Origin of the sequence: Nostoc sp. (genome assembly GCF_036916655.1) — a bacterium.
Taxonomy (GTDB): Bacteria; Cyanobacteriota; Cyanobacteriia; order Cyanobacteriales; family Nostocaceae; genus Nostoc.
The window spans coordinates 1-21,042 of sequence record NZ_JBALFY010000100.1; the positions used below are offsets into that span (position 1 = coordinate 1).

13 protein-coding genes and 2 pseudogenes are annotated in these 21,042 nt (G+C 40.9%); 9 read left to right on the plus strand and 6 right to left on the minus strand.

What is annotated here, in order from left to right:
- The first annotated feature begins 100 nt into the window (after positions 1-100).
- Positions 101-850, plus strand: coding sequence for a calcium-binding protein (locus V7L31_RS26970; protein WP_334699089.1), 750 nt, complete (start codon positions 101-103; stop codon positions 848-850).
- A gap of 267 nt (positions 851-1,117) precedes the next feature.
- Here V7L31_RS26970 and V7L31_RS26975 read toward each other — a convergent pair whose 3' ends face one another.
- The 4 genes from V7L31_RS26975 to V7L31_RS26990 form a co-directional block, all read right to left on the minus strand.
- A complete protein-coding gene (locus V7L31_RS26975) occupies positions 1,118-2,851 on the minus strand; it encodes a DUF262 domain-containing protein (protein WP_334699090.1) in 1,734 nt (577 codons plus the stop codon).
- A 157-nt stretch (positions 2,852-3,008) separates the two neighbouring features.
- Positions 3,009-5,669, minus strand: coding sequence for a bifunctional aconitate hydratase 2/2-methylisocitrate dehydratase (gene acnB / locus V7L31_RS26980; RefSeq protein ID WP_334699154.1), 2,661 nt, complete (start codon positions 5,667-5,669; stop codon positions 3,009-3,011).
- A gap of 354 nt (positions 5,670-6,023) precedes the next feature.
- Complete coding sequence (cydB, locus tag V7L31_RS26985) at positions 6,024-7,028, minus strand: cytochrome d ubiquinol oxidase subunit II (RefSeq protein ID WP_334699091.1); 1,005 nt, start codon at positions 7,026-7,028, stop codon at positions 6,024-6,026.
- A 50-nt stretch (positions 7,029-7,078) separates the two neighbouring features.
- A complete protein-coding gene (locus V7L31_RS26990; protein ID WP_334699092.1) occupies positions 7,079-8,521 on the minus strand; it encodes a cytochrome ubiquinol oxidase subunit I in 1,443 nt (480 codons plus the stop codon).
- A gap of 608 nt (positions 8,522-9,129) precedes the next feature.
- Between V7L31_RS26990 and V7L31_RS26995 the strand changes: the two are divergent.
- Positions 9,130-9,276: pseudogene (locus V7L31_RS26995) on the plus strand (iron chelate uptake ABC transporter family permease subunit); the annotation flags it as partial.
- Positions 9,277-9,310: 34 nt separating this feature from the next.
- On the opposite strand, the pseudogene V7L31_RS32735 reads toward V7L31_RS26995, so the two are convergent.
- Both V7L31_RS32735 and V7L31_RS27000 read right to left on the minus strand, forming a co-directional pair.
- A pseudogene (locus V7L31_RS32735) lies at positions 9,311-9,428 on the minus strand (IS5/IS1182 family transposase); the annotation flags it as partial.
- A gap of 32 nt (positions 9,429-9,460) precedes the next feature.
- A complete protein-coding gene (locus V7L31_RS27000; RefSeq protein ID WP_334699093.1) occupies positions 9,461-10,846 on the minus strand; it encodes a response regulator in 1,386 nt (461 codons plus the stop codon).
- A 760-nt stretch (positions 10,847-11,606) separates the two neighbouring features.
- Here V7L31_RS27000 and V7L31_RS27005 point away from each other — a divergent pair.
- The 7 genes from V7L31_RS27005 (at position 11,607) to V7L31_RS27035 (ending at position 21,036) form a co-directional block, all read left to right on the plus strand.
- Positions 11,607-12,281 (plus strand): vWA domain-containing protein, encoded by a 675-nt coding sequence (locus V7L31_RS27005; protein ID WP_292847023.1) that lies wholly within the window; start codon positions 11,607-11,609, stop codon positions 12,279-12,281.
- A 49-nt stretch (positions 12,282-12,330) separates the two neighbouring features.
- Complete coding sequence (locus tag V7L31_RS27010) at positions 12,331-13,113, plus strand: PP2C family serine/threonine-protein phosphatase (RefSeq protein ID WP_334699094.1); 783 nt, start codon at positions 12,331-12,333, stop codon at positions 13,111-13,113.
- 56 nt (positions 13,114-13,169) lie between these two features.
- Positions 13,170-15,335 carry a tetratricopeptide repeat protein gene (locus tag V7L31_RS27015; protein ID WP_334699095.1) on the plus strand — a complete coding sequence of 722 codons (2,166 nt, stop codon included), beginning with the start codon at positions 13,170-13,172 and terminating at the stop codon, positions 15,333-15,335.
- A gap of 629 nt (positions 15,336-15,964) precedes the next feature.
- On the plus strand, positions 15,965-16,738 hold the full coding sequence (rfbF, locus tag V7L31_RS27020) for a glucose-1-phosphate cytidylyltransferase (protein ID WP_334699096.1): 774 nt from the start codon (positions 15,965-15,967) through the stop codon (positions 16,736-16,738).
- Between the two features lie 151 nt (positions 16,739-16,889).
- Positions 16,890-18,104, plus strand: coding sequence for an L-2-hydroxyglutarate oxidase (gene lhgO / locus V7L31_RS27025; RefSeq protein ID WP_334699097.1), 1,215 nt, complete (start codon positions 16,890-16,892; stop codon positions 18,102-18,104).
- Between the two features lie 448 nt (positions 18,105-18,552).
- Positions 18,553-19,581 (plus strand): NAD-dependent epimerase/dehydratase family protein, encoded by a 1,029-nt coding sequence (locus V7L31_RS27030; protein WP_334699098.1) that lies wholly within the window; start codon positions 18,553-18,555, stop codon positions 19,579-19,581.
- A 186-nt stretch (positions 19,582-19,767) separates the two neighbouring features.
- Positions 19,768-21,036, plus strand: a complete 1,269-nt coding sequence (locus V7L31_RS27035; RefSeq protein WP_334699099.1) for a class I SAM-dependent methyltransferase — start codon at positions 19,768-19,770, stop codon at positions 21,034-21,036.
- The last annotated feature ends 6 nt before the right edge of the window (positions 21,037-21,042 follow it).

The window sequence follows — 21,042 nt, forward strand, 5'->3', positions numbered from 1 at the left end:
TTACCCTAGCCTGGATAGTGCCACTTTGTTTCTAACTTGATTGCTGATCAGGTAAATCCGCTTGTCAATAGGGTTTGAGACGCGCTAACCCTGGAGTGGAGTGAGTCAATACTATGTCAATGCCTTCATCTATTACGATCGCAATAATAATGGATTGATTGAGAGTGGAGAACAACTTTACTCTGATTATGCTAGTAATGGTCGGAATGGTCAAATTACTGCAACATTAGGAGCCGGGAATTACTATGTTGGAATTGCAGCCAATACCAACGTTAATTCCAATTATTCCTTACAGTTAGCCAACAATACCAGCACAAGCAATCAGCGTCTTACTGGTAATGCACTGAATAATACTCTGATTGGCGGTGACGGAAACGATCAATTGCAAGGGTTAGCAGGAAATGACACCCTCCAAGGAGGTAATGGTAATGATATTCTCACTGGTGGAACTGGTGATGATTTACTCTGGGGAGGACTGGGCGATGATATTCTTAATGGTGGAGCCGGGAGGGATAAATATCTGTTCCAAAGTAGTGGGGTTTTTAACACAAGCTTAGGTGTTGATTACATAACCGAGTTTGAAGCTGGACAAGACCAGATTGTGCTAAGTAAAACTACCTTCAATGCTATTACTAATACTGTAGGACAGGCTTTCACTAACTTTGCAGTTGTCAGTGACGATCAATTTGTCAATGCTAGTAGTGCGCGTATTGTCTTTAGTCAAAGTAGTGGCAGCCTATTCTATAACCAGGATGGTAATGCTTTGGGTACAGGAACAGTGTTTGAGTTTGCCCGTTTAGGAAATCCTGATATTACTCTGAGTAGTAGCAATTTCAGTCTGATTGCCTAGCTTTTTAGGTATTACATACGGGAACATCCCAATTTTGTAAATTTACCAAAATCGTTACTTGTCATTGCGTTCGCCCCTGGCGTTCCCGAAGGGTATGAAGCCTTTGCAGTAGCGTCTCCAAGAGTTCTGGAATAAAGCAATCGCAAACTACAGATGTGCGATTGCTTTGCTTCAGATCGCACGGATTTACCTCTCGGCTTTCTCTCATAGGTTGGGGGATTAGGTTTGTCTACAAAGTTATGAGGGTGCGATCGCATACAAATTCTTTTATCGAGGCCATACTTTAATCGCTATATTAGCTAAATATTCAGCACGATTTTTGATTTCCTCTTCATTCCAGATGTCTACCTTTCGGAAATACTGATTCAAAGTTACATTACTAGCCCTTAATATTTTCAATTTTTCCTCAAACGGTTTGTTAGATAATTCAGAGTTATATTGTGTTAGCGTGAGATTACCCAAAGTGTGAAGCCATTCCTTATGCACCTTGTTATAATTTTCGCCTAGCATTTCTTGCCATTCTTTACGTAAAGGTGACTTTTGGGGCATAATATGCTCAAGACTCATGGGTAGAGTATCAACACGCTCTTTGCTCAGAGATTTTTCTATACTTTCTAATAAAAATTTTACCCGCTCATTTGCTGTCGAGCTTTTATTATTATATAAAGGTTCATTGATGATATGTTGACAGAATAATTTGTCATCAGGGAATATTTGAGTTTTCTCAAAGCTGATTAGAACTTGGCGTAATCCATCTACTAAATTTTCAGGATTTTTTTCCTTTACTTGCTTATACAAATTGTTAAAGGTGATGCCTAAAGCTCTAGTAGGAATACCAACAATCCAACGGCGTACAAAGTATGATTCTAAATATTGCAGGATTTTCTCAAAATCTTGAATAGATAACTGTTTAGCCTCATACTCATAATAAATATTCAGCAGAAATATATGACAAGTAGTGAAATCCAGTTTTTTTAACCGCTGAAACCAATACTTTAGTTTTGGTTCTTGTTCTTCCTGATCAAAATTAAGACGTAGATAATAGTTAGTAAACTTTATAAGGTTCTGCAACTCAGCCTTGATACCTAATTCCGGTTTTTCAAAGCGTTTAGCAGATTCATCAAAACGTTGTTTTATTGATTTATAAACAGCTTTTTCATTAACTGCCTCTCCATCTTTACGTAGATAAAACCAAAAAGCATTAGTTAGTTCGTCCGCATATTCTTTTTGCTTCATGTTTAATTTAAAACTTTCTTGAAGAGGCAACCATTCGCTGTTGTAAACTCCATCTCTTTCTTCAGAAGGTAACTTCATAAATATATAGTTCCGAACTAAGTCTGCCTGAGTTAATTCTTCTCCTTTATTGTTCAAGCTTTCAAAAATAAGATATGGGTTATCGTTGTTGTCAGAAGTAATATTTACTAAGACTAAACGCTCTAGAATAATATTTTTAAATTTTACAAAATCTAACAAAATATCCTCATCTGCAAAAGGTTTTTTGAGCTTACCATCAAAAAATTTATAAGCTTCATATATTGCTCCTGATTGTGATTCTTTATTTTTAGTTTTAGGTGTCTTGTTGTCGATAATACTTTTATATGCGTCGCAGTCATCCTGAGTAGGTAGGACTTTATAAAAATCATCATTTTTTTGATACTTATTTATCAAAAAAAATTCATGTATCTGCTCTGCTATTTGTTTGTCAGACTTCTTAAGATAGTTTCTTAATGCCGCCAAAAGAATACTAAGAGTTGTAAAACGTTGTTGTCCATCTATAACAATATATCGACTTATACCATCAGCGGTTCCTAGTTCAGCTTGGGTTACTATAGGGCCAAGAAAATAAAAACCTTTTTCATCATCATTATAAAGACTCATCAAATCTTCCCACAAAGTCTCCCAGTTCTCTTTTTTCCAAGAGTATGGTCGTTGAAAAAGAGGTATTTGAAACTGTTTACCACCTTCTAGTAAGTTACGGAGAGTTGTTTCTGATGCTTTCATGCTTGTTATTTGCTTTATGTATTATATACGATAATAACTAATTTTTTGTATTATCAAAGACTTCAATGTGAGGGATTTATATTAAAAAGCCCGCTAATGCGGGCTTCCTTCCTGTAGCCACAGATTAAAACCTGGGGCATTTCACGTCAATTATTACCTACCTCGCCACAGTCGGCATACCCAAAATATCTTCAAGCCTTGGCATATCTTCCAACGCAATCACACGCCCTTCATCCTCAAAACCAGCAATTTGATCGAAGTTCAAATACCGATACAAATCATCGGCAAAAGGCTCAATTTTACTCGCCACAATATCCAAGTATTCCTGCACTGTCGGCAGTCGCCCCAGCAGCGCACAAACTGCGGCTAATTCTGCTGAACCAAGATACACTCGCGCATCTTTACCCATGCGATTATTGAAGTTGCGGGTAGAGGTAGAAAACACTGTTGTGCCATCAGCAACTCGCGCCTGATTACCCATACACAAACTGCATCCGGGCATTTCTGTTCTAGCACCCGCAGCGCCAAAAATACTGTATACACCTTCTTCTTTTAATTGGTGTTCATCCATACGGGTTGGTGGTGCTATCCACAGGCGGGTTTTTACTTCACCTGCACCTTCCAAAACTTTTGCTGTTGCCCGATAATGACCAATATTCGTCATACAAGAACCGAGGAATACTTCTTGTACTGGATCGTTAGCAACTTCCGATAATAACTTAACATTATCGGGGTCATTGGGAGCAGCTACAATTGGCTCTTTGATTTCGTTCAAATCAATTTCAATTATTTCGGCATACTCTGCATCGGCATCGCCTTCTAATAACACGGGATTTGCTAACCATTCTTCCATCTTGGCCACACGGCGCAGCATGGTACGCGGATCGTGATAGCCCCGTGCTATCATATTTTTCAGCAACGCTACGTTAGAACGCAGATATTCAGAAATTGTCTCTACACTCAGCTTAATTGTGCATCCGGCACAAGAACGTTCGGCACTAGCATCAGTGAGTTCAAAGGCTTGTTCGACTTTTAAATCTGGCAAACCTTCTATTTCCAGAATTCGCCCAGAGAAGACATTTTTCTTATTCTGCTTCTCTACTGTCAGCAAACCTTTTTGAATTGCCACGTAGGGAATGGCATTCACCACATCGCGCAGGGTAACACCTGGTTGCAATTCTCCTTTAAATCTTACCAATACTGACTCTGGCATATCTAAAGGCATGACACCCAAGGCGGCTGCAAAGGCTACCAAGCCAGAACCGGCGGGGAAGGAAATACCCAAGGGAAAGCGGGTGTGAGAGTCGCCGCCAGTTCCCACGGTGTCGGGTAGCAGCATCCGGTTTAGCCAAGAATGGATGATACCATCACCAGGACGGAGGGCGACACCGCCACGAGAGGCAAAGAAATCGGGGAGTTCGTGATGAGTTTTGATATCTACTGGTTTGGGATAAGCAACAGTATGGCAGAAACTTTGGATAACTAAGTCTGCACTGAAACCAAGACAGGCGAGTTCTGTCAATTCGTCGCGGGTCATGGGGCCTGTGGTATCTTGAGAACCAACAGTGGTAATAATGGGTTCGCAAGATGTGCCGGGACGCACACCTGGTAATCCGCAAGCTTTACCTACCATTTTCTGTGCTAGGGTGTAGCCTTTCCCTGTATCAAAGGCTTGCTGGGGACGGGTAAAAACGGTGCTGGGTTCTAAACCAAGTGCAAGACGGGTTTTATCAGTGAGGGTACGTCCAATAAGTAGAGGGATGCGTCCACCTGCACGGACTTCATCGAGGATAGTATCAGGTTTAAGGGCAAAGGTGGAAATGATTTCGCCTGCTTCATTGGTGATTTCACCTTTGTAGGGATGGATGGTAATTACCATGCCGGTTTCGAGTTTGGTGACATCGCACTGAATAGGCAAAGCACCGGCATCTTCTGCTGTGTTAAAGAAAATTGGCGCGATCGCACCACCTAAAACATAACCCCCAGCGCGTTTGTTTGGCACAAAGGGTATATTATTTCCTGTATGCCACAACACTGAGTTAATGGCAGATTTCCGCGAGGAACCAGTACCAACTACATCTCCTACGTAAGCTACAGGATGCCCTTTTTTCTTCAGTTCGGCAATGGTTTGTAAACTTCCCGGTTGCCGTGACTCTAACATCACTAAGGCGTGTAAGGGAATATCCGGGCGAGTTGTGGCGCTTTGGGCGGGTGATAAATCGTCGGTATTGGTTTCGCCAGGAACTTTAAAAACGGTGACAGTAATCGCTTCTGGGACTGTAGGACGACTGGTAAACCATTCAGCTTCCGCCCAAGAGTCAATCACCAGCTTGGCGAAAGGATTGGTTTTAGACAACTCTAAAACATCGTGGTAAGCGTCATACACCAAAAGAATCTTGCTTAAGGCGTTGGCGGCGTAGGCGGAAATGGGTTCCTTTCCTTGTCCGCCCATTACCAGGGGTGTTTCGGATGAGTCGGAGAGGGATACAGTGGGCAATTGCAGCAAATCGATTAAAGATTGCACATTGTAACCACCGATCATTGTGCCCAGCAATTGCACTGCTTCTATGGGCGCAATTAACGGACTAGTGATTTCTTCCTTAGCAATGGCGGTGAGAAATCCAGCTTTGACATAAGCTGCTGGATCGACACCAGGAGAAACGCGATCGCTCAATAAATGTAATAATATCTCCTCTTTACCCTTGGGCGGATTTTTCAGTAATTCACATAATTCTGATGTTTGCTTCGCATCCAATGGTAAGGGAGGAATACCGAGTGCTGCTCTTTCGGCAAGGTGTTTACGATATTGTTCTAGCATTTTTATCTTCTCCATTGGGATTTTCTCCCTTTAATTATGAAATATTTTTAGGCAATACTTGGCTATAAAAGTTTAGCTTACTTTTATTACTAAAAGTCTTACTGGTAATCGGTTATTAGCAGTTTTTTTTATACTGAAAGTTTGGAAGGTATTAGCAAATAGAATTCGCTACTACACAAACATCGTCCACCTCCGTGGACTAAAAGAAAATCAAGGATTTTTAACCAAAGTCGGCGGTTTCTGTCTGTATAGCGGCAATTTCTAGTACCGGAAGGCGGAATTAAGAAGTAAGATGTAGGAGTCTTAAACCCTTTAATTTACGATAATTATTTCTCAAATTGGTATTACCTATTCTCAATGTGTACCTGCCACTTTCCCTCGAAACACAATGTAATTATAGATGTTGTAGAACAACATAATGGGAATCAGAAATCCAATGAAAATAATCATGAACACTAACGCACTAGGTGCTGCGGCTGCCTGATAAATGGTGATACCTGGGGGGATGATATAGGGAAAAACAACTAATCCTAACCCCACAAAGGTAAGTAGAAAAAGCAGCACTGTCCAAACTAGGGGAGTAGTTTCTGCTTTGCGGTTCAGGCTTTGAACTAATAACCCAATCAGCAACACACCTAACACTGGAATGATTGAAAATAGATACACTTCTGGCTGATGAAATAACTTTGCCCTGGCATTTTCATACACAACAGGAGTGGCGATCGTGATTAAGATTGCACCTACAAGTGTTGTCCAGGCAGCGATTTTTGCTGTGCGGTAATGGGATGTTTGCAGTTCTCCCTCAGTTTTTAAGATGAGATAGGTAGAGCCAATCAATACATAACCCTGGATTAATGTCAAGGCAACTAAGAGCGATCGCCAATCGAGCCAATCCCACATACTGCCGATAAAGTGACCCGCTTCATCCACCTTAATGCCTTCTAAAATGGTGCCCAAGGCAAACCCTTGAAACAGCGCCGCCATAAAACTACCGACTCCAAATGCCACATTCCAAAATACTTTGTTTGTAGAATGCTCCCGAAATTCAAACGCCACAGCCCGAAAAATTAAGCCAAAGATCATGCCAAAAATGGGAATGTAGAGCGCATTCAAAATAGTGCCATAAGCGAGAGGAAATGCCCCAAACAACGCACCCCCCATCAACACTAACCAGGTTTCATTAGCATCCCAAATATTACCCAAACTCGTCATTAAGATGTCGCGTCGGTCGTCATTGGAACTGGTTAGCGATAGGATACCTACGCCTAGATCAAACCCGTCTAACATGACGTAGAGAAATAAAAACAGAGCCAAAATGACAAACCAAACTTGTGCTAGAAAGTGTTCTAGATTCTCCATACAGTTTACCTATTGATTTACCATACTCAATACTCAATAGTCAGCACTCTTTATTGCTCTGCTTCGACAGGACGTTGATCTGGAACAAATTCAGCCGGAGTAGTTTCTGCGGCAGGTTCGGTGTCAATGCCTGGAATCGGAAGCTCTAGGTTCGGGCCTTGACGAATGATCCGACTACCAAAGAATAAAGCACAAATAAACAGGGATGTATAAATTACAGCAAAAATCACCAGGGATGTTAAGATCTCACTAGCAGGTAGGTGAGAAACTCCATCTGCTGTGCGAATTTGCCCATAAAGTACCCAAGGTTGCCGCCCAACACAACGCACAATCCAGCCTGATTCGACGGCAATATAGCCCAATGGAGCCGCCAAAATCCAGATTCGCAGTAGCCATTTCTGCTTGGCGATCGCTTCTGGTGAGAGTTTGCCTCGCAACCACTGAATCACACTAAGTCCCATCAATCCAGCTAAGAAGAAGCCAATGCCGCTCATAATACGGAAGGAATAATAAATCAAACCCACCATCCGGGGGCGATCTTCAGGCTGCCAATGTTTCAGTCCGAGAACGGGTTTAGAGAGGTTCTGTTTGAATTCTAAAATGTAGCCTAAGCCGTTGGGAATTGAGATTTCCCAGTCATTTTGTTCGGTCTGGTTATTGGGTAATGCCACCACACTCCAGGGCGCAGGAAGACCTGCTGGAGAGGTTTCCCACTTGGCTTCCATCGCCGCAAGTTTGGTAGGCTGATAATCAGCTACTTGCTCGGCGCTGAGGTGTCCGACATAGATTTGTAATGGGGTGACAGCGATCGCAATTGCCAAGACAATTTTGAGCGATCGCCCAAAGAAAGCCTCATGACGGTTATTGAGAATATACCAGGCGCTAATTCCTCCAATCACAAACAGAGAAGTTTCCAGCGTCGCCAAAAACATGTGCGAGACGCTGTTGAGCATGAAGGGATTTAAGATTGCCTGAAAGTAATCATCGACAACAAACTTTCCGTTCACCATTTCCCCACCTGCCGGGGTCTGCAACCAAGAATTTGCCGCTAAAATCCAGAAGGTAGATAGGTTTGCGCCAAAGGCAACCATAATTGTGGCGAAATAGTGAACCACTGGGTTGACTCGTTCCCAGCCAAACAGCATAATCCCCAAAAATCCGGCTTCTAGCATGAATGCCATTGAAGCCTCAAAGCCTAAAATGCTGCCAAAAAAGTCGCCTACCGCTTCGGAAAACGGGGCCCAGTTCGTGCCAAATTGAAACTCCATCGGTAAGCCGGATGCTACACCAATACCGAAATTCAACACATATAGCTTTGCCCAGAAACGAGCATGGTGGTAGTAATCAGGATTGCGTGTTTTGAGCCACATTCCTTCAACGATAACCAGATAAATTCCCATCCCAGTGGTGAGAACAGGCCATAGCATGTGAAAAATCGCCGTTAGTGCAAACTGCATCCGCGATAGGGCAACGGTATCCGATAGAAAATCCATGAACTAACCTCTGAATTCGTTTAAATCTTGACTTGCACAGCATCTTTGGGTCATAGCCGTCTGTGAGATTTTAAGAAAAAGTACATTTTGTCAATCAGCTAAAATACTCAAAAGTTTTTAAATAAAAATGATAATCGTAGCAAAGGTGGGGGGAGGAGGCACTTTGCTGCAAAAGAGAATCAAGATTTAGAGTAGTCAAATTCTTGTCTAAAGTCCTGCATAAGCTAGGGCGTGTCAGCGATGAAGTCCAATTTCATTTTAGAACCAGCAAAGGATCTATCAAAATTCTTACTAAGGTTATTTTAAGTATTTTGACTGATTGATAAAAGGCACTTTATCTTAAATTTTCACGAATGCCCTCCCCCCCCTGTCCTCCATCGGTGCAAATATCCTGCACTTAGTTAAAGTTAACAAATATATTTTTCAAATAATCTATTTAATAAAGATTTATCTAGATATTCTTTAACTTTTTCCTAGATTTTTTAGTTTGACTAAATGTCATCGAAAAGAATGACAGTCTGTCTTTTGACATTTGTAAAAAGCTCATCATAAAATGGACAGACTTATTTATATTGCTTATAGCTCATCTGGGTCAAATAGAGATGATGAGTGCATCTATATTAGCTGGCGCAATTACCGCTTTTTTCGACCCCATCGCATTTTTAGGTGTAGCAATCCCCCATTTATATCGTAGTATGTTCAATACTTACGACCATCGGATACTAATTCCTCGTGTAACAATGATGGGTGCAATCTAAGAGGCTGTTTAAAAAGTTTTGAGGGGTAATTTTATGCTAATAATCGTCTTATCATAATCCGAATCATGGCAAGGTAGATAAACGTCTCTGATGTTTCCGGTAATAACTCAACGTCTGTTGACCAATCACCAACAGCCCATTAGCCACCCAACGTTTTTTGAGCTTATATTTTACCGTTAATTTAAGCCAAATGCATGAAAACTATTTTTAGTAATTCGGCGCGGGTAAACGGTTTCGTCAGATATCCAGAGGCCCCGACTAATTTCGCTTTTACTTTGTCTACAATTCCTTTATTACCAGTGACAAAGATGATAGGAGTTTTCTGAAATATTGAATTATTTCGTATAATCCGACACAACTCATAACCATCGATTCCTAGCATGTTTAAATCCAGCAAAATTAAGTCTGGTTTATGCCTTATAATTGACAAAACTGCTTTTACTGGGTCGTTGATAGTGACTACAGAAAAATTTTCGTTTTCTAAGAAATAGCTAATTTCTTTAAGAATTGTCGGGCTATCATCTACAGAAACGATTTTATGGACTTTTTTTGCTGTGACAGTAGCAGCCGTTACTCTTTGGGAAGTAGGATTTATGTTATTTAATATTGTTGGTTCCTGAAAGTTTTCTTTTGGAGGAGTCGAAATCTGTGGTAATCGCTGAACAGGAACTATTTTCTCTTCAGGAATATTTGGATAAGAATTGACAGTGGTACTTAGTTCTTGTTTGGTGTCAACTAACCCTGAAATCAATTTTGAGAAAAGCGATTGCTCCTCAAAAATCTTTGGTAATCTATCATAAGGTGGATCGGGTTCATGTAAAATAATCGCACCCTGAAGGATGTAAGGGTATAAATTGCGAGCTAATTGGATTTCATCTTGATTCAAAATTGCAGCCAGATGACACAGGCTAAAACCCTTCATCCAAGTAGTTAAATCTGGCTGAAGTTTTGGTAAATCTTGGTTCTCAAGTTTACTATTAATCAACAGGTATGGACGTTGATATGGAGAAGAAATTTGAGGAACAAAAGCTTGCCAATTCTGTAATCTTAGTTGGCAACGATCTAGGATCTTTTCTATATCTAGCCTGCAAATTTTTGTCATTCTACTAAGTGGTTCTGCTAATTCATAACTACCTTCTTTGATTAGCAAAAATGATTCAATCACTTCTTTAACTAATTCTTGAACCAGCACTGCTGCTTGCGTAGAATGTAGATGTTGTTGACTAACAAGCCAAGATATAGCCTGATACTCAGGAGGATAGTTTCTCGAATTGCTGTCATCTTCGATTAACTGACTGTGTACATCAGGTTCAAACATCAGCCTGACTTGAACACGAACTTCACTGCTAAGGAGTGGAATTTGGTGGCTGAGGCGACGTAAATGGCGTTCTAGTCTATCAAAGGGTTCTACTGAATGGGTGGCGTAGGTTATTTTGCCCTGTTCTAAGTAAATTGACCAAGAAACTGAGTTACTCGATGCTTGTAAACAAGTACTGTCGGAGCAATTGGATAACTGTCTTAACAAACTGAGAGGACGTAGTTGGGTGAATGCGCCTGAGTTATTCATATTTTTCAAGTTTTTTTGCGGAATCAATAATGGAACATTTGTAGATTAAAAATATCAGTTATGAAGTATTTTCTTCTTTGTAATATTTCTCTATGCACAAATTATTTCTTTGAAAATATGTATATATATTATTAAAAACTATAAGTTTTATAACCGATTTGTTACATTTGGCACGTCCTACTTAATTTATCTCAAAAAACAATTAGTGGGTATGAATAAAAGTAAATAATTATCATGGCTAGACTAACAGTCGATGTTAGTTCCTTCTAACCTTTACTGACTACTGACGAGTCTTGGGTGAAGACCTTAAATAATGACGTTTATTTATGCCTACTCAGAAAAACAAGCAAATTTGATTCCAAGTTAGTACAGTTACACTGGTATACTTCTAGAGTTAACGAGCTTAATTATGGTTAATTACTTTTCTCTTAAGGAACAGTTCTTCTACATAAAATCTTTAAAAAGTTATCTAGGAAAGTTTACGTATTTATTGTACTGTAGGTTTAAGGGATATAAATTTTTGGTAAATACATTACAACAGGTAATGCTAGATTTTGATAAACTATTTTTTGCTAAACTAAAATCTACTCCAGTTCTTCTTAAATATATAGACAACTTCATGAAAATAATTTGTTTAATAAAGATTAGAGCATCTACCACTAGATACTATATTCTATAGTCGCGGAAGCGGCTAGCTGAAATTACATACTCTCGAGCAAAGGGAAATAAAGCTTTGAACTTTAACATAACACAAAAAGTTATGCATGATACATTAAGACTTGATGAAGTAGTAGAATTTGCTGAGAACCCAGAGCCACGTTGTCCTTGTGTACTTCTATTAGACACATCTGGATCGATGCAAGGAGATCCGATTGAGGCTTTAAATCAAGGTTTACTCAGCTTAAAGGATGAATTAGTCAAAAATTCCTTAGCTGCAAGACGGGTAGAAGTGGCGATCGTCACTTTCGATAGTAATATCAATGTAGTACAAGACTTTGTGACTGCCGATCAATTCAATCCGCCTATTTTGACAGCACAAGGCTTGACTACAATGGGTGCGGGAATTCATAAAGCTTTGGACATCATTCAAGAACGGAAATCTCAGTATCGTGCCAATGGCATTGCTTACTATCGTCCTTGGGTGTTTATGATTACCGATGGAGAACCGCAAGGCGAGTTAGAACAGATTGTAGAGCAGGCATCCCAGCGCTTACAGGGAGATGAAGCGAATAAGCGCGTAGCATTTTTTACGGTAGGTGTAGAAAATGCGAATATGACCCGTTTAAATCAAATAGCTGTACGTACTCCCCTGAAGCTGAAAGGGCTGAACTTTATCGAGATGTTTGTCTGGCTGTCAACTAGTATGTCAGCTGTTTCTCATTCTCAGGTAGACGAACAGGTAGCGCTACCGCCGATTGGTTGGGGGACTGTTTAATTAAAATTGCAGCTTGGTGTTTACACAGCCGGCTGCTGGAAAAAAATCTATGAACATATCAAAACAGGTTACTCAATGGCGGATTGTTGCTGCGTCTGTATGTGGTACAAGTCACTTAAAAAACAATCAATTATGTCAGGATGCTCATCATTGGCAGATATTGTCAGATAACGTTTTAGTGGCGGCGGCAGCAGATGGCGCGGGTTCTGCTAGCCTGGGAAAAGTGGGAGCAATGATTGCTGTAGAGACAGCAATAGAAAACATTTCCACAAAAGGGCTGAACCGAAAAAGTTTGAGTGATGATGTCTACGTGCGATCGCTTTTAAATGATGCCATACTAGCTGCTAAAAAAGCTGTAGAAGCTGAGGCAGCTACTTCAGACAAACAGCCTCAAGATTTAGCAACTACTTTAATTATGACGGTTGCCACACCAGAAGTTGTCGCTGTGGCCCAGATAGGTGATGGTTTGGCAGTAGCAAAAGATCGTCTGGGCAATCTGTTGGCACTGACTATGCCTGATAGCGGTGAATATATCAACCAAACCACTTTTTTAACATCGCCCAATGCCTTAGATACAGCGCAGATGAGATTATGGCGCACAGACATAGTAAATGTTGGTATCATTACCGACGGACTACAAATGTTGGCTTTGAATATGGTTGTTGGCGAACCTCACAAACCGTTCTTTTTTCCCCTGTTTGAATTTGTCGCCAATACCGAGGATAAGATATTAGCTAAGGAGCAATTGGTAAAATTTTTACGCTCAGAGCGGATTACGCAACGCACCGACGATGATTTGACACTCATTATAGCCGCATTCAACGACTTATAAGCAATAAATTTACAGGTTTCTCATCTTAAATAACTCCCGTTAGCGGTAATTTCATTATGCAGGTACTACGTTGTTCCCCTAGAAAAGAAATCCTCAGCCTCAATGTTAGTTTGGGGCGTGGCGGTGAAGCTTGTGTTTACACAGTGCCATCCGATAACAACTTGGTGGCGAAGATTTACCACAAGCCAACCACTGCCCATGCTGATAAACTCCAGGCGATGCTAGCCAATCCGCCAGAAAATCCTACGGCTAGTTTGGGGCATATCTCTATCGCTTGGCCAGAGGATTTATTACGGGCGGCAGATGGCAAAAATAGCATCCTGGGGTTTTTGATGCCACGCATTCAAGGGATGCGTCCAATCATCGACTTTTACAACCCCAGAACCCGTCGCCAACATTGCCCCCTATTCAACTATCAGTACCTGCTCCGCACGGCGCGTAACCTAGCGGCGGCTTTTGCAGCTTTGCACGCTAGTGGATATTGTATTGGTGATGTGAACGAGTCCAATATTCTCGTCAGTGACACCGCACTGGTGACTTTGATAGACACAGACTCTTTCCAAGTACCAGATCCAAACAATAATGTTGTTTATCGCTGTCCGGTGGGTAAACCAGAGTTTACTCCACCAGAACTACAGAATAAAACTTTTGCTCAACACGATCGCGAAATCTCTCACGATTTATTTGGGTTATCGGTGCTAGTCTTTCAACTCTTAATGGAAGGCACTCACCCATTTTCGGGGATATTTCAAGGCGCGATTGAGCCACCACCCTACGAAGCACGCATTGCATCGGGTCATTTCACTTACAGCGAAAAGCGTTACGTACCTTACCTGCCAACACCCATTGCACCCCCTTGGGAAATTCTTCATCCCAGCTTACAAGAATTATTTATCCGTTGTTTTGAAGACGGTCACAACAACCCCCAACTGCGCCCCAGTGCCCAAACTTGGCTCTCAGCCATCGCAGAAGCCGAAGATTCCCTGATTACCTGCACGACAAATCCCCAGCATCGCTACAACAACCACATGCGTAGCTGTCCGTGGTGTGAACGTACTGTGCGCTTAGGTGGACGCGACCCCTTTCCATCACATCGGGCTATAGAAGCTAGAGAACATCTCCAACCGCGAATCAAGCCAAGAAAGCGCTACAATCAGACACCGCATTTTCCGCAGCGTGGGATGTCACCGCAGCTAAATTACTGGCAGCCAATAATTACCCCTAGTGGTTCATCTTATAAACCTTCCAAGAAGTCAAAATTGTATCCGGTTCTTTTCTGCTTGCTGGGTTTTGGTTTATTGGGATATGCGGACTTAATGATTAAATTTACTCAGCCGTTGGTTTCCCAAAATGCCTACACCCAACAAACCATCAAGTCTCTCAAGCCAAATAATAAACTCAGCTTTGCTGATTCTTATCAGCAAGGTTATATTGCTTACAAAGAACGAGACTATGACAAAGCAATTGTCAGCTTTACCGAAGCGATTGAACAAGAACCTACACATGCCAGAGCAATTGTAAATCGCGGTAATGCTCGCTATAACCTGAAAGACTATGAAGGGGCAGTTACAGATTATAGCCAAGCTCTCCAAATCAATCCCAATCAAATCAAAGCTCTGGTAAATCGGGGCAATGCCCGTTATATGCTTGCCGAGTATAGCAACGATCCCGATCATGAGTATAAACTAGCGATCGCTGACTATAATCAGGCTATTGGTCTGGATAAGAATGAAATCGAAGCTTATATCAGACGGGGAATTGTCCGCGCCCAAATGGCTAAATATAGCGGTGAATCTCAACAAGTTTACAGAAAAGCGATCGGAGATTTTACTCACGCCATCAAACTTAATCTATCCAAAGCCGAAGCTTACTTTCAGCGGGGTGCTGTCTACTATCAAGTTGCTCAATATAGCACCAACTATGAGCAAGAATATCATCAAGCGATCGCTGACTTTAACCAAGCATTAATCCTCAGCCCCAAACTAGCAAAAGCATATCTCAAACGAGGTATGGTTCGGTATGAACTAGCACAATATGGCGGTAGTGAATCTAGCCAAAACCAGACGAAAGCTGTCGAAGATATACAGGCATCTGCCAAAATCTTTCTTGAGCAAAATGACATGGATAACTATCAGCAAGCACTCAGTAACTTATGCGTAGTCGTAGAAAATAAATGCGATCCTTTATTCCAAGGAGCAAATAATGGGGACAAAACTAACTAGAAATAAGTAGTTTTTGTTACCTGCATATTGTGGTTTTGATTGAAAAAATCAATCCTTACTAGGGTTAGCTGGTGCTAATCCTAGTTATTTTGACGTGAGTTCGACAAGTCTGATTTGACCTCTCCCCCAGCCCCTCTCCGTGTCGGAGAGGGGAGCAAAAAGCGGAATTTTTCTTGCTCCTCCCTTTCCGTTTCGGAGAGGGAGGCTGGGAGGGAGAGGTTCATCGAACTCACGTTATTTTATTGGTAATATTTTTATTCAATTAATTAAGTAGTTTATTTTCATGTCTATAGATATTCATACAGCTTTTATATAGAAAAGATTTTAATTTATCTTTCCTTTATAATTTTGCCGGAAATTACAGTTAGATTATTGACGGAGAAAAAGAAATCAGAAATCAATTTTCCTCCATCTAAGTGCATCCTCTTCATTTCGATAAAGTTAACCAATTTTAGATTTTAGGTTTGCGGTTTGGGATTAGTCATTGAACGTCACCAGCGTCAGAGTAGATTTATTACACCCACTTTCAGAACGGGGTATGTACCAAAAAACTCTTTTAATCCAAAATCCAAAATCTGAAATTGGCACGGTCAAATAATAATATCCCTACAAATCTCCGAGGTAATTGCATGAAAGCGGTGATTTTGGCTGGAGGTCTTGGTACACGCCTCAGTGAAGAAACTAGTATCAGACCTAAGCCGATGGTTGAAATTGGTGGTAAGCCAATTCTCTGGCACATCATGAAAACTTACTCAGCCCACGGCATTAATGACTTCATCATTTGTTGTGGTTACAAAGGTTACGTCATTAAAGAGTATTTTGCTAACTACTTTTTACACATGTCAGATGTTACCTTTGACATGCGCTTTAACCAGATGAATGTGCATTCTGGTTATGCGGAACCCTGGCGCGTCACTTTAGTAAATACGGGTGATAATACCATGACAGGCGGACGCTTAAAGCGAATCAGCGAACATCTTGGTAATGAGACTTTTTGCTTTACTTATGGTGATGGTGTAAGTAATATTAATATCACAGAGCTAGTTAACTTTCACAAACAGCAAAAAAGCTTAGGAACACTCACAGCCGTTCAACCAGCCGGACGTTTTGGTGCTATTTCTTTAGGATATGAGCAAACCAAAATCACCAGCTTTCGGGAAAAGCCTGAAGGTGATGGAGCTTGGATTAATGGCGGTTATTTTGTGTTAGAACCAGAAGTAATCAACTTAATTGCTGATGACTCTACAGTGTGGGAGCAAGAGCCATTAGAAAAGCTAGCTGATATGGAACAGCTATCTGCTTTTAGACATGATGGATTTTGGCAACCAATGGACACCTTACGCGATAAAAACTATCTCGAAGGGCTGTGGAAAAACAATCAGGCTCCTTGGAAGGTATGGTAAGGAGACTGGGGACTGGGGACTAGGGATTGGGAAGATTTGAATGAAGATTCACATCCAAACCAAATCTTACTTATATTTTCTTACCCAGTACCCAGTACCCAATCCCAAATAACTTTATAGATTTACTGTAATTTGAAGTGCGATAATACTAATGTATGATTTTGCGATTATCGGTGGGGGAATAGTTGGACTCTCGACAGCGTTGGCTTTAGGAAAACGCTATCCCAATGCCCGGATTTTAGTACTAGAAAAAGAGAGTCAATGGGCATTTCACCAAACAGGCAATAATAGCGGAGTAATTCATTCTGGTATTTACTACAAACCAGGAAGTTTCAAAGCTAAATTTTGTCGTGATGGTTCTCGCTCAATGGTAGAATTTTGCCAAGAGCATGGAATTGACCATGAAGTTTGTGGGAAAGTGATTGTCGCAACTGAAGAACAAGAGCTACCACGCTTAGAAAATCTCTACAAACGCGGCTTAGATAATGGCATAGAAGTTCAGAGAATCAGCCCCGAAGAAGTCAAGCAAATTGAACCTCACGTAAGATGTGTCGGTGGAATTCGGGTATCCTCAACTGGCATTGTTAATTACAAGCAAGTTTGTTTGAAATATGCCCAGCTAATTGAACAGCAGGGTGGGGATTTACACCTCAATACAAAAGTCCTGAAAATCTCTCCAAGTGGTAAAAATCAGGTATTGCAAACAAACAAAGGTAACTTTGAAACCCACTTTGTAATTAATTGTACTGGATTGCATAGCGATCGCACCGCAAAACTAGGTCAAGTTGAGCCCCAAGCCAAAATTGTCCCATTCCGGGGAGAATATTACGAACTCACCCCAGAAAAACGCTATCTGGTTAAAACACTAATCTACCCAGTTCCCAATCCAGATTTTCCCTTCTTGGGCGTCCACTTTACCCGGATGATTGATGGTAGCGTCCATGCAGGGCCAAACGCGGTTCTATCCCTCAAACGCGAAGGTTACAAAAAAACCGACTTTGACTTACGGGATTTTCTGGAAGTTATCACCTATCCAGGTTTTTGGAAGTTGGCAGCCAAACACGCTGATGAAGGCATCCAAGAAATCATTCGTTCCTTTAGTAAGGCAGCCTTCACCAGAAGTTTGCAAAAACTAATTCCCGAAGTTCAAGCAGAAGACTTAGTTCCCACCCATGCAGGTGTTCGCGCTCAAGCCTTAATGAACGATGGCAAGCTTGTAGACGACTTTTTGATTGTTTCTGGTCAAAACTCCATTCATGTTTGCAATGCTCCTTCTCCGGCTGCCACATCTTCTCTAGAAATTGGCAAAGCCCTTGTGGCAGAAATTCCGCAACTTTCCCATCTAAATAGTGTGGTAACTGCATAGATAACATCGTTATTATTTCCGGGACTGTTGAATTAAGGGATGAATCTTGTATTGTGGGCATCTTTTCTTTATCTGCCAGGAAATACAAGGGACGGGTAAGATACCCATCCGACAAGATAAAAAGTGTAGTGCATCAATTAAGAACCGCTATAGAGCGCTGCTACCCAATGGGTTAGTCGGCAAACTATGTAATGAATGTTAGCCGATATATAGCGCTTTTGGTTTTAGTCCAATGACCTAACCCCCAACCCCTTCCCTACAAGGGAATGGGAGTAAGATTCAAAACCTCTCTCCTTTTAGGAGAGAGGAATGGAAGTGAGGTCGAGTTATTGCATACAAACGAAAAATATAGCGGTTCCCTCTTAGATGCAACACCCTATAGGGCGAATATCTGTGCGTCCCTGCTAAACGAAGAATTTAACTCATCAATACAAAGGCATTAACCACAATGAAAATATTAGTAACTGGCACAGAAGGCTATTTAGGTTCGTTATTACCACCTCTGTTAATTGAACGAGGACATGAAGTTATTGGTCTAGATACCGGCTTCTATAAAGTTGGTTGGTTGTACAACGCTAGTGGCGTGACACCCAAAACCCTCAACAAAGATATTCGCAACATTACCCCTGATGATTTGGAAGGTATTGAAGCAATAGTCCACATGGCGGAACTCTCCAACGACCCAGCCGGACAATTGGCACCAAATATTACCTACGAAATTAATCATGTCGGTTCAGTCCGTCTGGCTAGTCTGGCTAAGGCTATGGGTGTGCGTCGCTTCATATATATGTCTTCGTGCAGCGTCTACGGTGTTGCTACCGCAGGTGATGTCACAGAAGAATCTGCAATTAATCCTCAAACAGCCTACGCAGAATGCAAAACTCTCGTAGAAAGAGATGTCAGACCACTGGCTGACGATGACTTCTCTCCCACCTTTATGCGGAATGCTACAGCCTTTGGTGCTTCTCCCAGAATGCGTTTTGATATTGTTTTAAACAACTTAGCTGGCTTGGCATGGACTAGCAAAGAAATCAAAATGATTAGCGATGGCACACCTTGGCGGCCATTAGTCCACGCACTGGATATTTGCAAAGCCATAGTCTGCACCTTAGAAGCACCACGCGACATTGTACATAACCAAATCTTCAATGTGGGAGATACAGCAAATAACTATCGCGTTAAAGAAATCGCAGAAATTATTGCAGATATTTTCCCCGATTGTAAATTGTCTTTCGGTGACAACGGCGCAGATAACCGCAGTTATCGCGTATCCTTCGAGAAAATCAACACAATCCTACCCGGATTTAAGTGTGACTGGAATGCCCGACTTGGTGCCCAGCAGCTATTTGATTTATTTAGCCAAATACACATGGCTGAAGATACTTTCTTGTTTAGAGGATTTACTCGCTTAAAACAGCTAGAGTATCTGATTCGTACAGAGCAAATTGACAAAGATTTCTTCTGGAATAAAAAGTAGCTAGAGTTAGCTATTAGTGTGTAGATAAATAATTTAATGGTAGTGAATAGTCGTAATTCCTGTTTTAGAAATCAGGTATAAATCGCGAAACCACGAGAGTAAAATATACACACTAATAGCAGTATAAAAAGGTTTTTCAGACCTATTTCATCTATCCAATTATTTGCAATCAGTGACTTGAAAATTATGGCGATCGCAAAATGTCGTTTTAGTGGTCAACCTCTGCATCAAACCTTTATTGATCTAGGAATGTCACCTTTAGCCAATGCTTATCTTAGAGCAGAACAGCTAAATAATGCTGAAAAGTTTTATCCTCTCCATGCTTATGTTTCTGAAGACACTCTCTTAGTTCAATTAGAACAATTTGAAACTCCAGATCACATTTTCAGCGACTATGCTTATTTTTCTTCCTACTCGGTAAGTTGGCTAAAACATGCTAAAGCTTACACCGACATGATGGTAGAAAAGTTAAACTTTAATCATCATAATCAAGTTATTGAAATTGCCAGTAACGACGGCTACTTACTGCAATATTTTTTAGAGAAGGGAATCCCCGTTTTAGGCATAGAACCAGCAGCAAATATTGCCAAGGTTGCTGAAGAAAGAGGTATTCCTAGTATCAACAAGTTTTTTGGAGTCGAAACAGCCAAAGAACTCGTGATACAAGGAAAACTAGCTGACCTTTTGATTGGTAATAATGTTTTAGCTCATGTACCGGATTTAAACGATTTCATTGCTGGGATGAAACTCATCCTCAAACCCAATGGTATTTTGACGATGGAGTTTCCTCACATCTTACAACTCATTCAAAAAAATCAGTTTGATACGATTTATCATGAGCATTTCTCTTATTTCTCATTCCTGACTATTGAGAAAATTTTTGCAGCACACAATTTGCAACTTTTTGACGTAGAAGAATTATCAACTCATGGCGGTTCACTAAGAATTTATGCCAAACATGACTCCGCCGATCATATCAGTATTAATAACCGAGTTAGCCATTTGAAAGCTAAGGAAATTGCTGCTGGACTGCATCGTATAGAGACTTACATTACATTTGGAGAAAAAGTTCAAGAAACAAAGCATAAGCTATTAAATTTTCTCTTAAAGGCTAAAGCAGAAAGTAAATCAATCGCTGGTTATGGCGCACCAGCTAAAGGCAATACATTGCTGAATTACTGTGGAATTGGGAAAGATTTTATTGATTACACAGTAGATTCCAACCCTTATAAACAGGGCTTATTTTTACCTGGAACTCATATTCCTATCTTTGAACCAGATAAAATCCGTGAAACCAAACCAGATTATGTCCTAATTTTACCTTGGAATCTCAAGGAAGAAATTATGGAACAAGTGGCATTCATTGGTGAATGGGGTGGACAGTTTGTAGTACCAATTCCTGAAGTAAAAATTTATCCCTGTCCTATTCCGGATAGGCTTTTAATAGCGTCGTAATTACTA